At 39.3% G+C, this 13,918-nt stretch carries 13 protein-coding genes; 5 read left to right on the top strand and 8 right to left on the bottom strand.

The annotated features are described in order from the left end of the window. Positions 1–14 precede the first annotated feature (14 nt). On the top strand, positions 15–1,319 hold the full coding sequence (locus AC27E9_RS07995; protein ID WP_487128968.1) for an aminopeptidase P N-terminal domain-containing protein: 1,305 nt from the start codon (positions 15–17) through the stop codon (positions 1,317–1,319). A gap of 160 nt (positions 1,320–1,479) precedes the next feature. Further along, positions 1,480–3,087 carry a sensor histidine kinase gene (locus tag AC27E9_RS07990; RefSeq protein WP_487128966.1) on the top strand — a complete coding sequence of 536 codons (1,608 nt, stop codon included), beginning with the start codon at positions 1,480–1,482 and terminating at the stop codon, positions 3,085–3,087. 34 nt (positions 3,088–3,121) lie between these two features. Here AC27E9_RS07990 and AC27E9_RS07985 read toward each other — a convergent pair whose 3' ends face one another. The 8 genes from AC27E9_RS07985 to AC27E9_RS07950 form a co-directional block, all read right to left on the bottom strand. Then, the gene (locus tag AC27E9_RS07985) at positions 3,122–3,523 is read right to left on the bottom strand and encodes a CBS domain-containing protein (protein ID WP_487128964.1); all 402 of its coding nucleotides are present in this window, start codon (positions 3,521–3,523) and stop codon (positions 3,122–3,124) included. Further along, positions 3,520–3,870, bottom strand: a complete 351-nt coding sequence (locus AC27E9_RS07980) for a P-II family nitrogen regulator (protein ID WP_487080449.1) — start codon at positions 3,868–3,870, stop codon at positions 3,520–3,522. The genes AC27E9_RS07985 and AC27E9_RS07980 overlap by 4 nt, the downstream gene beginning before the upstream one ends. 20 nt (positions 3,871–3,890) lie before the next feature. Next, positions 3,891–4,652 (bottom strand): DUF1538 domain-containing protein, encoded by a 762-nt coding sequence (locus AC27E9_RS07975; protein WP_487128962.1) that lies wholly within the window; start codon positions 4,650–4,652, stop codon positions 3,891–3,893. Between the two features lie 42 nt (positions 4,653–4,694). Further along, positions 4,695–5,432, bottom strand: a complete 738-nt coding sequence (locus tag AC27E9_RS07970; protein ID WP_487128960.1) for a DUF1538 family protein — start codon at positions 5,430–5,432, stop codon at positions 4,695–4,697. Between the two features lie 224 nt (positions 5,433–5,656). Then, positions 5,657–7,381, bottom strand: coding sequence for a Na+/H+ antiporter NhaC family protein (locus AC27E9_RS07965; RefSeq protein WP_487128958.1), 1,725 nt, complete (start codon positions 7,379–7,381; stop codon positions 5,657–5,659). 244 nt (positions 7,382–7,625) lie between these two features. After that, positions 7,626–8,546 (bottom strand): NAD(P)/FAD-dependent oxidoreductase, encoded by a 921-nt coding sequence (locus AC27E9_RS07960; RefSeq protein ID WP_487128957.1) that lies wholly within the window; start codon positions 8,544–8,546, stop codon positions 7,626–7,628. Beyond that, entirely contained in the window at positions 8,513–8,956 is a 444-nt protein-coding gene (locus tag AC27E9_RS07955) for an FAD-dependent oxidoreductase (RefSeq protein ID WP_487128955.1), read from the bottom strand. Before AC27E9_RS07955 ends, AC27E9_RS07960 begins: the two co-directional genes overlap by 34 nt. A 57-nt stretch (positions 8,957–9,013) precedes the next feature. Next, positions 9,014–10,045, bottom strand: coding sequence for a proline racemase family protein (locus AC27E9_RS07950; protein WP_487128953.1), 1,032 nt, complete (start codon positions 10,043–10,045; stop codon positions 9,014–9,016). Positions 10,046–10,174: 129 nt separating this feature from the next. Here AC27E9_RS07950 and AC27E9_RS07945 point away from each other — a divergent pair, with 129 nt between their 5' ends. The 3 genes from AC27E9_RS07945 to AC27E9_RS07935 all read left to right on the top strand — a co-directional run bounded on the left by AC27E9_RS07945 (position 10,175) and on the right by AC27E9_RS07935 (position 13,815). Continuing rightward, a complete protein-coding gene (locus tag AC27E9_RS07945) occupies positions 10,175–11,092 on the top strand; it encodes a dihydrodipicolinate synthase family protein (protein ID WP_487128951.1) in 918 nt (305 codons plus the stop codon). A gap of 124 nt (positions 11,093–11,216) precedes the next feature. Next, a complete protein-coding gene (locus AC27E9_RS07940; RefSeq protein WP_487128949.1) occupies positions 11,217–12,230 on the top strand; it encodes a 4-hydroxyproline epimerase in 1,014 nt (337 codons plus the stop codon). A 61-nt stretch (positions 12,231–12,291) separates the two neighbouring features. Further along, complete coding sequence (locus AC27E9_RS07935) at positions 12,292–13,815, top strand: aldehyde dehydrogenase (NADP(+)) (RefSeq protein WP_487128947.1); 1,524 nt, start codon at positions 12,292–12,294, stop codon at positions 13,813–13,815. The last annotated feature ends 103 nt before the right edge of the window (positions 13,816–13,918 follow it).

Below are 13,918 nucleotides of genomic sequence, written 5' to 3'. Positions count from 1 at the left end.
ATAAGAGAAAAGCAATGGATAAATATGCTCAACGCCGGCAATGGCTAGTTCAACAACTGGACCAAGACAGTGTGGTTATTATTGTCGGCAATCAAGCAAAAACGCGCAGTAAAAATATTAATTACCATTTTCGCCCTGATAATGATTTGTACTATTTAACAGGCTTCACTGAACCTAATGCTGTTGCATTGATCAGACCACAACACAATGCCGAGTTTATTTTATTTGTTCGCGAGAATAATGCTGCGGCAGAAACAAGTTTCGGTGCAAGAGCAGGACTTGAAGGTGCTAAGCGGAATTTTAATGCTGACCAAGCATATAGTGTGAATGAAATTCATCAGCAAATACCTCAGTTATTAGAGCAACGTTGTAAAGTTTATATTTTAGATGAGCAGGAGTTTTATGCTGATAAAGTCTCTACTTGGCTGCATCAACAGCGCCGTTCAACGGGGTTTGATATTCCTAAAGTGTATCGACATTTGTTGCCATTGCAGCCACTTTTACATAATGCGCGCGTTATTAAATCAGAAGATGAGGTAGCCTTAGTTCGTCATGCAGTTCAGGCTTCAATTCATGGTCATAAAGCTATGATGAAACAATGTAAACCTATGATGAATGAATTGCAGCTACAAGCTATTTTTGATCGAGAAATTGCTAATTTTGGATGTCGGGATGTTGCCTACCCAAGTATTGTTGCCAGCGGCAATAACGGCTGTTGCTTACATTATGAAGATAATAACAGTACCTTGAACCATGGTGATTTGGTATTGATTGATGCTGGCGCTGAATATCAACACTATTGTAGTGACATCACTAGAACTTGGCCGATAAACGGTAAGTTTAGTGATGCACAGCAAGAAATTTATCAATTAGTATTAGCTGCCATTGATGCGGCAATTGCGAAAGTTAAACCAGGCTTAGTATGGAATGATATTTATCAAACTTGTATTGAAGTTATGGCACAAGGTTTAATTGAGTTAGGCATTATTACCGATAGCTTTGAAGAAGTTATGAGAAATGAATGCTATCGTCAATTCACTGTTCATAAAACCGGTCATTGGCTTGGAATGGATGTACATGATGTCGGTCGCTATCATGACGATGATAATCAGTGGCGGAAATTAGAAGAAAATATGGTTTTTACCATTGAGCCGGGTCTTTACTTTCCAAGTGATTGCTTAGACGTGGCAGAAAAGTGGCGTGGTATTGCAATAAGAATTGAAGATGACATTTTAGTTACTGCCAGTGGGCATGAAAATTTATCAGCAGCAATTCCAAGAACTGTAATTGATATAGAGACTTATATGCAATCTAGCTAGTTAAAAAGGCAAACTTAATTGGAAATTTCAAAAATTTAATCCGTTTGCTATTTGACATTACAGCCCACTTCTATATAAATGGTGCTACGATGTAAGGATGTATATTGCAGCTAACTTCTGGTTGTTATAATAATACTAAACGGGTTTCATGGATAAGATAATGTCGAATAAAGGCGCATTTAACAATAGGTTAAGCCGACGTGTATTTGTTTATATTTTCTTATGTAGTGCATTTTTATCTGTATGCTCGACAATGATCCAGCTTTATGTTGATTTTCAAGGTGGAGTATCTACGCTTGAAGAGCGTTTTCATAATATTGAATTAAGTTTTAACCAGTCAATATCCACTAGTTTGTGGGACTTTAATGAACCTTTAGTTCAACAACAAATTGTTGGTATAGAGCGACTACCAGATATTCGACACGTAAAAATTACCACCAGCTTTGGCAAAGTATACGAGGTTGGCCAAGCAATTTCTAATCCGCCTAAAACTAGAACTTACTCCATTGTGTTTGAAGGTAATACCATAGGCGCTATGGTTATTTCTGCAGACTACCAAGATATCTATCAAAGCATTAAGCAAAAAGCTGGCTTTATTATTATTTCTGAATTCATCAAAATTTTTATGGTCGCGTTTTGTACCTTTTTTATAGTTCATTGGTTAATCACTAAGCATTTATATCGAATAACCGCTTATTCAAAAGCACTCAGCGGTCAAAATTTAGATGAACCATTAGCACTGCTAAATCGCAAGGAAGAGACGGATGAACTCGATGAGCTTGTGAGTGCAATTAACGGTATGCGATTAACCTTAAAAAATGACATCATTAAGCTAGAAGATGCTGAAAACGCGCTAATAAACTTAAATGGTGATCTTGAAATAAAGGTTTATGAACGAACTGCAAAGCTTGCTGAGAGTAACCAGCAATTGCAGCAATCATTAAACGAATTGACGCTAGCAAAAGATCAGTTAGTACAATCTGAAAAAATGGCATCATTAGGGCAATTAGTTGCTGGTGTTGCGCATGAGGTAAACACACCGTTAGGTATTTGTGTGACTTCGGTAAGTGCCTTAAAAGAAAAAATAGCCGAATTAAATCACGCCTTAATTGAAGAGCAATTAACCAAAAAGCAACTTACTTCAATTTTAAATATGTTTGTTGAGTATGAGCAAATAATCGAACGTAGTTTAAATAAAGCGGTAGAGTTAATTCGTGGTTTTAAGTCAGTCGCTGTAGAGCAACATACTGACCCTAAAATTAACATTAATTTGGCACAACATGTTGATGATATTGTTAATACGGTTAAAACGTTATTCAAACAAAAGAACTATACCATTGACATTAATGTCGATAAAAAAATTAGCTTAGTAACGTATCCGAGTGCATGGAATCAAATACTAACTAACTTTTTAACAAACTCCCATATTCATGGCTTTGAAGATCGTATTGATGGTGAGATTAGCATTGATTTTCAAGCCAATGAAGACAGCCTTATTCTGATTTATAAAGATGATGGAAAAGGAATTAGCTGCGAAGTCAAAGATAAAATATTTGACCCTTTTGTTACTACTAAGCGCGGCTTAGGTGGCTCTGGGTTAGGTATGAATATTGTTTATAACTTAGTGCACACTAAGCTCGGCGGTACGATAAAAATTGCTGACAGCGAACATGGTTGTTGCTTTATTGTTAAGGTACCCATGCTGCCAAATAATGATAATATTACTCCGATAAAAAAAGGTACGCCTGATTTAAAGATCATACCTTAGTTTTATTTTAGCAAGCGGTACTCTTAACCCTAAACTATTCGTCACCTAATAATGTAAGTACCATATTGGTGTAATTGACTAAGCCGATAACTTGCTGACTTTCAATAACAGGTGCTGTGTTAATACCGAAGTTTTCAAATAGCCTTGCGCAATAGCGAACGTCCATTTCTGGCGATACCGACAATAATGGCTTAGCCATAATTTCGTATAAATTCACTCGTTCTGGAGAGCGGTCTTTAGCAATAACTTGTTTTGCGATGTCGGATAATAACACTAAACCAAACTCATCATTTTCATGACGTTTGTTAATAATTAATGCGCTGACATTATGTTGTTTAGCTAGCTTTATGCCTTCGGCAACAGTAACCATACCATCAGTAAATTGGTAGCTGTCGGTTGTCATAGCATCTTTAACTTGCACTAGTTTATGGCTCATATTTCTTCCTCAATTTTACCTTTTAAACGTTCCACTTGGTGGGCAACGCCTACAGCGTCTTGAATATCAATTTGTATGGCAATACCTTTACCGGGTTCTTCATCAAATCCTGCAACGGTAGCTATTCGCTCTAGTATTTTCCGACATAAGTGTTCTTCTACAACAAACATTAATACGTCACGTTGGGTTTCAAGTTGCATACCAAAAAATGTTCTTTGGCGCTTGATACCTTCACCGCGAGCATTATTAATAATGGTTGCCCCTGTGGCGCCCGCCATACGAGCTTCTTTCATTACCTTTTCGGTAACGGCATCTTCAACAAATGCAATGATCAATTTAAAATGCATTTTTCGTTCTCACTATTAAGTTAATTTCTTGTACGAATGTGTGTAATTTGTGCATAGGCCATAACTGCAATTATCGGAAATAAACTGGCAAAAGCAATAAGACCAAAACCATCAATCAATGGGCTTCGACCTGGTATGGTACTCGCTAGCCCTAAACCGAGTGCGGCAACTAATGGCACGGTTACGGTTGATGTGGTAACGCCACCTGAATCGTAAGCTAGTGGTACAATCATTTTAGGGCAGAAAAATGTTTGAATAACCACAACAATATAGCCACAAATAATGTAGTAATGAATTGGGTGACCAACCACAATTCGGTAGCTGCCAAGCGCAATACCAATTGCAACACCTATGGCAACCGCAATACGTAAACTATTGGCTTTAATGCCGCCTCCTGATACTTCTTCGGCTTTTAATGCCACGGCAATAAGTGAAGGCTCAGCAATTGTTGTACTGAATCCTATGGCAGCAGCAAATACATATACCCAACCGTAATAACTCCAATTGAGTGCACTGTCGGCAATACCAGCAGGGTTGATGAACTCGGTTGCTGTTAACTGTTCAGCCATCATTTTTCCTAGTGGAAATAAAGCTTTTTCAAGACCAAGTAAAAATAGAGCCAAGCCGATCAAAACATAGAGGAAACCAAAGCCGACTTGCTTAATATGTGGTATCGGCTGTCGAATAACTAACAACTGAAATACCAGAATTATTGACAATATTGGCAGCACATCAACAACGGTTGACTTTAACGTGTCAATAAACTCGATCAGTAAATCCAAGCTAGTAGGCTCCATTAAATGTTAAAGAATGTGTGTTTGTCATTAGCTTAGTACCATGCCGTAGGCCATCACAAATATCATCGGCGTTAACGACGCAAATGCGATTAAGCCAAAACCGTCTATCATTGGATTTCTGCCTTTTATTGATGATGCTAAACCAACACCTAATGCAGTAACTAAAGGTACGGTTATTGTTGATGTAGTAACACCGCCTGAGTCATAGGCGATACCAATAATCCAAGTCGGGGCGAAGGCCGTCATAATAACAACCAGGACATAGCCGCCAAGAATCAAGTATTGAATAGGCCAGCCGCGAATAATACGCAGTACACCAATCACAATAGCTAAACCTACAGCAAAGGCTACGGTATAGCGTAAGCCATTCGCATATTCATTTTGTGAGATATCTGTTGCTTCGATAATGCCACCACTGGCTGCAACGGTAGCGGCTTCTGCGGCCACGGCAATTAATGACGGTTCAGCAACCGTGGTACCGAACCCTAAGCAAAAGGCAAAAGTTAATAGCCAAACAATACTGCCCTTTTTAGCGAAAGCTTTAGCCATTGACTCACCAATGGGAAATAAACCCATTTCTAAGCCATAAATAAAAAATGTTAAACCTAATACAACCAATATTAGGCCTATAAAGATATCACCTAGATTTGGCATAGGTTGCTGCAAAACAGCGAATTGAAAAAAAGCGATGACAAGTACAATAGGCAGTAGATCTTTGCAGCTGCCTAAAAGTGCCTTAAAAAAAATGATAAGTTGTTGGTTCATATCGCTAAAATTTACCAGAATAAAGTTTTATTATACGAGCCGAACTCAACTACTTTATTGATCCAAAACAAGCTCGATGTTCGTTGTTAAAAAATAGTAACAAGATGCTCTGGTTATCAATGTATACAAGAAAAGTTTTATTGTTAACTTTTGTTATTTATAAAAATAATTGAAATCACTTCATTATGTACTTTATCAATATTTAATTAACATTTACCACTAAGTTATACAAAGAAATAGGCGGTTGCTGTCCATAACGCTCCGGCAATTGTTGCTGCTATTGTTGCTGGAATTAGCTGTGATTTAACATGATCCATTAAGTCACAACCTGTGGTCATTGCACTGAGAATCGTCGTATCTGAAATAGGTGAGCACTGATCACCAAAAACACTACCATTAAGGACAGTGGCAAAACATAACATCATAAATAATTCAGGGTTGGCTAATCCTTGACTTTGGCAAATTGCCCAAGCTAAAGGCATTGCTAATGGAAAGGCAATGGCGTAGGTGCCCCAACTGGTACCGGTAGAAAAGGCGATGATCATCGTCATTAACTGTAAAATTACCGGTAAGCACCAAAAAGGCAATTGCTCGCCAAGCAATGATACTAAAAATAAGCCACCGCCAGTTTCTTTACTGATACTGCCGATAATCACCGCAAGCATTAAAATAACTGACGCAAAAACTACGCCTTTTAACCCTTGGCTAAATCCGTCTATAACATGGTGTAACGACATGCCTTTGATGATAGCAATAATGGCTGATAATAATAATGCTGCGCCGAAAGCCCAGTTAATTTTAGGTGAGCCAAGCAAAACAAAACTACCAATAGCAATTGCGGTTAAGGTGATTAAGGGCAATACAAATTCAATAATATGCGGCACGTAACCTGATGGTACATTTGATTCCTGTAATTCCTTAGCACTCAGCGGTTTAGCCGTTGGTGCATCTAGTTTGCCTTCAACTTCTGCTCGCTGCTTTGCCAAACGAATGCGCTTGCCAGCAAATGTTGTAACATTAATACTGAGTAGGAAAGTACCGGTTACGGCAAAAATGCTGTAAAAACTAAATGGGATACTTTGAAAGAAAAAGGCAATACGGTCGGCTTCTGTTGCTAGAAACGATACCCCAGGAATAAATATCAGTGCTTGCACATATGCTGGCCATGCATTGAAGGCAAGTATTGAAGCAATGGGTGATGCGGTTGAATCAACAATGTAGCTCATTTCTTCATGGCTAACTTTTGCTTTGTCTGCCAAAGGTCTAACGGTGGTGCCAACTAAAACCGTACTCATGGTGCCACCTTGGAAAAATAATACTCCTAGTAGCCAAGAAACTAATTTTGCTGATTTTCTGCCTTTGACAAAGTGCTTGGTCATATAGCTTGCAAATGCTTGTGCAGCGCCCGTTTTCGACCAAATACCAAGCAACCCACCTAATAGCCATAAGTAAAGTAATAACAATGCTGCTGTACCTTCTTTCGCTAGGTTAGGAATAATCACTTTGTCGGTTAGATCATATCGACCAAGCATAATAGCACCAACAACGATCCCACCAAGAAGTGCTGTTAAAGGCTCCCGGGTAAGCAAACATAACAATATTGTTATCAGGGCTGGTAGTAACGACCAGGCACCAAAATGAAAAGCCGGTTTTAGTAGCTTAAGTTGTTTGTTTTCATCACGTACCCATTGCTGAACTAATGTTGGAGTTCCTTCAGTGCGATTGAGATGTTGTTGGTTTAGTGGCGAGTCATGATAAGCAACCACATTATCAATAATAACTTGTTGGCCTTTATAGGTATAACTTAATAAGCCTGATGAATTGGTACTTACATCGTAAACATGACTTTGCTCAACCCAGAGAGGTGAAACAGACGATTTAATATAAATAGCTGCAAGTACAGCAAATAAAAAAAATATAAAAGCTAGTTTGTTGTGCTTGCTCGCCATAAAATCACACTTTTTTATTGTTATTAGATTCGGTTAATACGCTCGAACATTACATTCGGTAATTACATATTTAGATAATTTACGATAACAGAAATTAGGTAAGTTACTAGTGTGATTTAATTTTCATTAAGATATTTCTATTTTACTTATCTCAATATCGCTTGAAATTGCTTGAAAGGGTGCCACAGCCAACGACGGGGATGAGCCGAAGGCCGCAGCGAAAGTGTTCAAAATATTTTCATGGTCAATTAAAGCGCTTGATACTAAATGGTGTGATATCAATATCGGTTTTCTTATTGCTCATTACTTGGCCGATTAATTTTCCCGTTATAGCACCTAATGTTAAGCCTAAATGTTGATGACCTAGCGCAAAATATATCGAGTTATGCTTAGTTGCTTGACCAATAACAGGTAGTGAGTCGGGCAGGGAGGGGCGACAACCCATCCATCGTTTTTCTTCGTTGCTATCTTTTTTACAAGAATGAGGAAGTTCCGTTAGAAGGTGTTTGGCGTTTTCAAACAACATATCCGCCCGCTGCATATTCTCAGGAGCTTCTAATCCCGCAAACTCAACGGTGCCAGCAAGGCGTAAACCGTGTGACATAGGTGTAATAATAAACTTTCGTTCAGCTGAAGCAACAGGTCTATTCAACTGTGGCGAACTGTTCTTCGCCAGATCTAAACTGTAACCTCGTTCAGCTTCTATCGGTAACTTATAGCCAAGTTTTGCTAATAACGGCTTTGACCAAGCACCCGTTGCAATCACCACCGCATCAAATACTTGTATTCTAACTTCAGGCGAAGAAGTTGTGTCAGCTGATGATTGCATGCTGATTTCTACTTGATCATTGACGGGGTTAATGTCGGAAACTGCAGCATGAATTTGTTGCGCTCCTATTTGTAATGCTTGTTGTGAGAGCACCTGACAAATTTCAAATGGGTTTGCGGTATGTGCTACTTCGGTAAAATAAAGTGAGTAATGAATATTAGCGCTTAAATTAGGCTCTAATAATAAGGTTTGCGCTCTATCAAGCAGCTTAACAGCAATTCCTGCACTTTTATAATGTTCGAAAGCTTTAACAGCGTCGTTACGATTTTTACTTTCAAACACCAGTAAACTGCCTTTAGTTGTTAATAAATGCTCTGCACCTGCAGCTCGAAGCAATGGCTTGTAATAGTCAATAGCATGTTGATTAATGGTGCGAGCGCTTGGCTATTCTTTGCTCTTTTAGTGGTAAACATATTACCTATAAATTTTAAAAACCAAGGGAGTGCCTTTGGAAAGTATTTCGGTGACAATGCCATAGGGCCTAGCGGATTAAACAGCAGTTTAGGTAGTTGCCAAAGTAAGCTAACTTCTGCTAGTGGAAAAACTTGCTCGGTGGCAAAGTGGCCAGCATTAGCTTTTGAACAACCTTCTCCAATACCTGATTTATCAATTAGTGTTACTTGAAAGCCTAACGACTGCAATTCAAGTGCGCAGTTAATTCCGATAATACCTGCGCCTATAACGGCAACACTTCGTGGTGCTTCCGATGATTTGTTATTTGAATTATCTACTGCAATGTTATTCATTGTTTACATCTTCTTTTTCTAACTATTCTTAACGATGAAAATATTTAGGCGCTGGAGTTACCTTAATATAAAACCTTGTGGAAAAATATCGTCAGTGCTGAGCATAAATTTATGACAACCGGTAATAAATGCCCGTCCAGATACTCTCGGTATAACTGCGGTTTTACCATGATAGTCACAGACATTTTGAATGCTGACAGTCATTTTTCCGCCAACAATACTTTCAATAACGACGTCTTGTTCGACAGGTAAATTTTCTTTCTCACGAAGTAAAGCGACGCGCGCGCTTACCCCAGTACCTGTTGGAGAGCGGTCAACCTCACCGTCAGCAAATACACAAACGTGACGAGAGTGAGAGCTGATTGCATCCGTTTTATTGGAGTAAAAAATAGTGCCGTAGAGGAAGCTTAAATCTTCTTCTATAGGGTGCTTGATAGAATAGTTCGCCATTACCGCCTGCTTTATGGCACGCCCGACGTCGATCAGCTGCTGTTGGTTCTCAGGTGTACAGTCAATATTTAACGCGTCAGCATCCACATAAGCATAGTAAGCGCCACCAAAGGCAATATCGTATTGAATGGCGCCGAACTCTGGTAACTCTATTGATTGAGCAAGTACTTCAACAAATGAAGGTACGTTATCAAAACTAACCGCGAGTTTATTTTGTTGATCATGTTTCGCATAAGCTTTAATAAAACCTGCGGGAGAGTCGATGCCAATTACTTCTCCTTGTTTTGGCATGGCCAAGGTTTGGCTTTCTATCGCTACTGATACGGCGGCAATAATACCGTGTCCACACATACTGCTATAGCCTTCATTATGCATAAATAAAATGCCAAATTTCGCGTCAGTGCTGCATGGCTCTGTAATCAATGCACCGTACATATCAGCGTGTCCACGTGGCTCAAACATCAGTAATTGTCTAAGGTTGTCTAAATTGTCGTGCAGGTATTGCCGCTTTTCTAGAATAGTATTACCTTTAATTTCAGGGTATCCGTCAGTAATTATACGGAGCGGCTCACCTTCGGTATGGGCGTCGATAGTATTAATGCTTTGATAATTCGAGAAATTATGATTGTTAAACTGCATGTTATTCAACCTAGAAAATAAAAATTAACGCTTATGCTTGTATGATTTAAAATATTGTATACAATATGCGATATTATTTCTAGCAATAGTTTTAAATAGCTAAACACAATTAACGGATCAAGAAGACTTATGAAGAATATAAACTGGAAAGGTGTATACCCAGCGGTAACAACTCAATACTTTGATGATATGTCAATTAACTTTGATGCAACAAAAACAATGGTTGATAGCCTTATTAAAGAAGGGGTTGATGGAATTATCGCCTTAGGTACTGTTGGTGAAAATTGCTCACATACTCGTGAAGAAAAACGTGCCATTCTTATCGCTGTTAAAGAAGTTGTTGCAGGGCGTGTTCCAGTAATTTCTGGGGTTGCTGAAACCACAACACAGTTTGCTGTTGAATATTCACAAATGTGTGAAGAAGTTGGCATTGATGGCTTAATGGTACTTCCAGGTATGGTATATCGTTCAAGTGAACGTGAAGCTATTCATCACTATCAACAAGTTGCTCGTAACTGTAACTTACCGATTATGATTTATAATAACCCAGTTACTTATGGTGTTGATGTTTCAATAGAGGGCATGCGCATTTTAGCTGAAGAACCGACGATTGTTTCAGTAAAAGAAGCGACAGAAGATACGCGCCGAATTTCAGAGTTATTTGCCGCATTTGGCGATCGCTACATTGTTTTTGGTGGTGTTGATGATATTGCACTAGAAAGCTTAATGTTAGGTTGTACAGGTTGGATTTCAGGTTTAACCAACGTTTTTCCACAAGAGTCAGTGGCTATTTTTAAATTGGCAGAGCAGGGGCGCTACCAAGAAGCATTGGAAATTTGGCGCTGGTTCTTGCCTTTATTACGCTTAGATACGATTCCGACTTTAGTTCAGTGTATTAAATATTGTGAACAATTGGCTGGTCGCGGTAGTGAAGTGACCCGAGCGCCGAGAATGCCACTCGTTGGTGAAGAGCGAGCAAGGGTTGAAAAATTATATAACGACGCTGTAGCAACTCGTATTGATCTCAGTAAATTCAACTTAGATTAATACTTACGAAATAGGCTACTGAGATAGATATACGGTAGCCTTTCTTTGTTAATAAGTATGATTATTTGCCTACTTATTACGACTCGTAAATGATTAACAGCAGTTGATGGATGTAAAATTTAACATGATTAAAGGAACATTTTTTTGTCTTGATGCCCATACTTGTGGCAACCCGGTTCGCCTTGTTACTAGTGGTCACCCTGATTTAACAGGCGAGACAATGAGCGAAAAGCGACAAGACTTTTTAGAAAACTACGATTGGATACGTCAAGGCTTAATGTTTGAGCCCCGCGGGCATGACATGATGTCAGGTGCGTTTTTATATCCTGCATGCAGCAAAAATGCTGATGGCGCTATTTTATTTATCGAAACATCAGGCTGTCTGCCTATGTGTGGTCATGGCACCATAGGTACTGTTACTGCTGCCTTAGAAAATGGCCTACTAACACCCAAAACACCCGGAAAATTAGTATTAGATGTGCCAGCAGGGCAAATCAATATTGATTACCAAATGAGTGATGAAAAAGTAACAGCAGTACGTATATATAATGTTGCTTCGTTTCTTGCCCATCAAGATGTTGCAATAGATGTTCCTGGTTTAGGACAACTGGTGGTTGATGTCTCCTATGGCGGCAATTACTACGTTATTGTTGAACCACAAGAAAACTTTCCCGGTATAGACCAATGGAGCGCTGGCGATATTCTTCACTGGAGTCCGATTATTCGTAAAATCGCCGACAAAACCTTAACTTGCATACATCCGAATGATGACACGGTTTCCGGCGTATCACACGTTTTATGGACAGGCAAAACTCAAACTGACGGCTCTGATGCAGCAAATGCTGTTTTTTATGGTGATAAAGCTATTGACCGTTCCCCATGTGGTACCGGAACAAGTGCACGCATGGCGCAATTATTCGCTAAAGGTAAGTTAAAGTTGGGTGATAGCTTTGTTCATGAAAGCTACATTGGTAGCCAATTTGTTGGCAAAGTTGAAGGTGTTGTAGAGCTAGAAACATCAAATGGCCCTGTGGCGGCAATTATGCCAAGTATTCAAGGTTGGGCACATGTGTTTGGTAAGAATTGCATCACAATTGATGATAGTGACCCTTATGCCATGGGGTTTGTTGTTACTTAGTGAAGCTTAGTAATTCTTCACGGTTTTAATTTTAACGTATTGAAAATTTAAAGAGATTATTATGACAATTACAGGTAAGAATTTAATTGCGGGACAGTGGTCTGGTGAAACTGAAAACGGTTTTACTGCCTTTAATGCCGTTGAAAATACGGCAATGATAGATAAGTTTGCTGATGCCAGCGAGCAAGAAATTGAAAATGCTATTACCGCAGCTCAGCGTGCATTTACCAGCTATAGTCAGTTACCTGCTACCAAACGAGCAACATTTTTGCGTACTATTGGCGAACAAATAGTGCAATTAGGTGATGAGCTAGTTGAAATGGCTTGTGCGGAAACCGGTTTACCCGCTATGCGTATTCAAGGAGAGCGTGGACGAACCGTAGGGCAATTAAACCTTTTTGCTGATTTATTAGATAGTGGCGAATACCAAGCGGTTATTGATTTAGCTGATACAAAGCGAGCTCCACTTCCAAAGCCTGATACAAGACTCGGCTATTTACCACTAGGCGTTGTCGGTGTTTTTGCTGCGAGCAACTTCCCGCTAGCATTTTCAACAGCAGGCGGTGATACAGCGTCAGCACTTGCTGCTGGTTGTCCGGTTGTTATGAAAGCTCATGCTGCACACCCTGCAACTGCAGAATTGATTGCTCAAGCTATTTTAAAAGCGATTGCAATAGCAGAAATAGACCCAGGTATTTTTTCGCTAATACAAGGGAAAAACTACGCTATTTCTAGTCAGATTGTAACGCATCCACTTGTTAAAGCCGTTGGTTTTACAGGCTCAGAACGAGTAGGTATGATCTTACAACAGCAAATTAATCAAAGAGCAGAGCCAATTCCATTTTACGGCGAACTTGGTAGTGTTAATCCACAATTTATTCTTGCTAATAAGTTAGCTGCTGATGCATCTGAGCTTGCTTCAGCGCTAGTTGCATCACTAATGATGGGGCAAGGACAATTTTGCACTAGCCCAGGTGTTTGGTTCGTTATCGATGGTGCAGAATATCCACTATTTGCTGAAACGGCTGCTGCAGAAATAGCAAAAACATCAGCGGGTGTGATGCTAACCCCTGGCATTGCCAATTCCTATAAACAAGCTGTTGCTCAATGGCAAGATATTGCAGGCGTTGATTTATTAGCACAAGGGCAGGCTGGCGTTGAACATTTTTGTCAAGCGGCGCTATTTAGTACTGATTTAGCAACATTTTCTGCTAATCCGCTATTACAAGAAGAAGTGTTTGGTTCGTCAGCGCTTATTGTTAAATGTGCTGACTTTAACGACATGCTGCAAGCAATCACATTATTGAAAGGTAACTTAACGGCTAGTATTCATGCTACTGAAAGTGATCTTGCAAATGCCAAACAAGTTGCAGTAGCGACAGCACATAAAGTTGGACGCTTAATTTACAATCAAATGCCTACTGGCGTTGAGGTTTGTGCTTCAATGAATCATGGTGGGCCATTCCCTGCCTCAACTAATATCAGAACAACCTCTGTGGGTAGTGAAGCAATTAAACGTTTTCAACGACCAATTTGTTACCAAAATATGCCAAACGAGTTGCTGCCTGAATTATTAAAGTCTTAATAAACTTTAAATTTTTCAATAGTTTTTACTAAGTAATCAAAAGAGTTATTAACAATAACTCTTTTTTTTTGTGTTTAGCGTGCGGATCTCTATAATAGCGGTA

It is taken from the genome of Colwellia meonggei, from assembly GCF_057537295.1.
Note: the sequence above shows the minus strand (reverse complement) of the source record. Positions and strands in the feature narration are given on the sequence as shown.

What these genes read in the sequence shown, in the direction of transcription:
- AC27E9_RS07970 (WP_487128960.1), bottom strand. Translation starts at nt 5,432, where the DNA reads ATGAACCAACAACTTATCATTTTTTTTAAGGCACTTTTAGGCAGCTGC.
- AC27E9_RS07940 (WP_487128949.1), top strand. Translation starts at nt 11,217, where the DNA reads ATGATTAAAGGAACATTTTTTTGTCTTGATGCCCATACTTGTGGCAAC.
- AC27E9_RS07965 (WP_487128958.1), bottom strand. Translation starts at nt 7,381, where the DNA reads ATGGCGAGCAAGCACAACAAACTAGCTTTTATATTTTTTTTATTTGCT.
- AC27E9_RS07985 (WP_487128964.1), bottom strand. Translation starts at nt 3,523, where the DNA reads ATGAGCCATAAACTAGTGCAAGTTAAAGATGCTATGACAACCGACAGC.
- AC27E9_RS07950 (WP_487128953.1), bottom strand. Translation starts at nt 10,045, where the DNA reads ATGCAGTTTAACAATCATAATTTCTCGAATTATCAAAGCATTAATACT.
- AC27E9_RS07955 (WP_487128955.1), bottom strand. Translation starts at nt 8,956, where the DNA reads ATGAATAACATTGCAGTAGATAATTCAAATAACAAATCATCGGAAGCA.
- AC27E9_RS07945 (WP_487128951.1), top strand. Translation starts at nt 10,175, where the DNA reads ATGAAGAATATAAACTGGAAAGGTGTATACCCAGCGGTAACAACTCAA.
- AC27E9_RS07995 (WP_487128968.1), top strand. Translation starts at nt 15, where the DNA reads ATGGATAAATATGCTCAACGCCGGCAATGGCTAGTTCAACAACTGGAC.
- AC27E9_RS07980 (WP_487080449.1), bottom strand. Translation starts at nt 3,870, where the DNA reads ATGCATTTTAAATTGATCATTGCATTTGTTGAAGATGCCGTTACCGAA.
- AC27E9_RS07935 (WP_487128947.1), top strand. Translation starts at nt 12,292, where the DNA reads ATGACAATTACAGGTAAGAATTTAATTGCGGGACAGTGGTCTGGTGAA.
- AC27E9_RS07990 (WP_487128966.1), top strand. Translation starts at nt 1,480, where the DNA reads ATGTCGAATAAAGGCGCATTTAACAATAGGTTAAGCCGACGTGTATTT.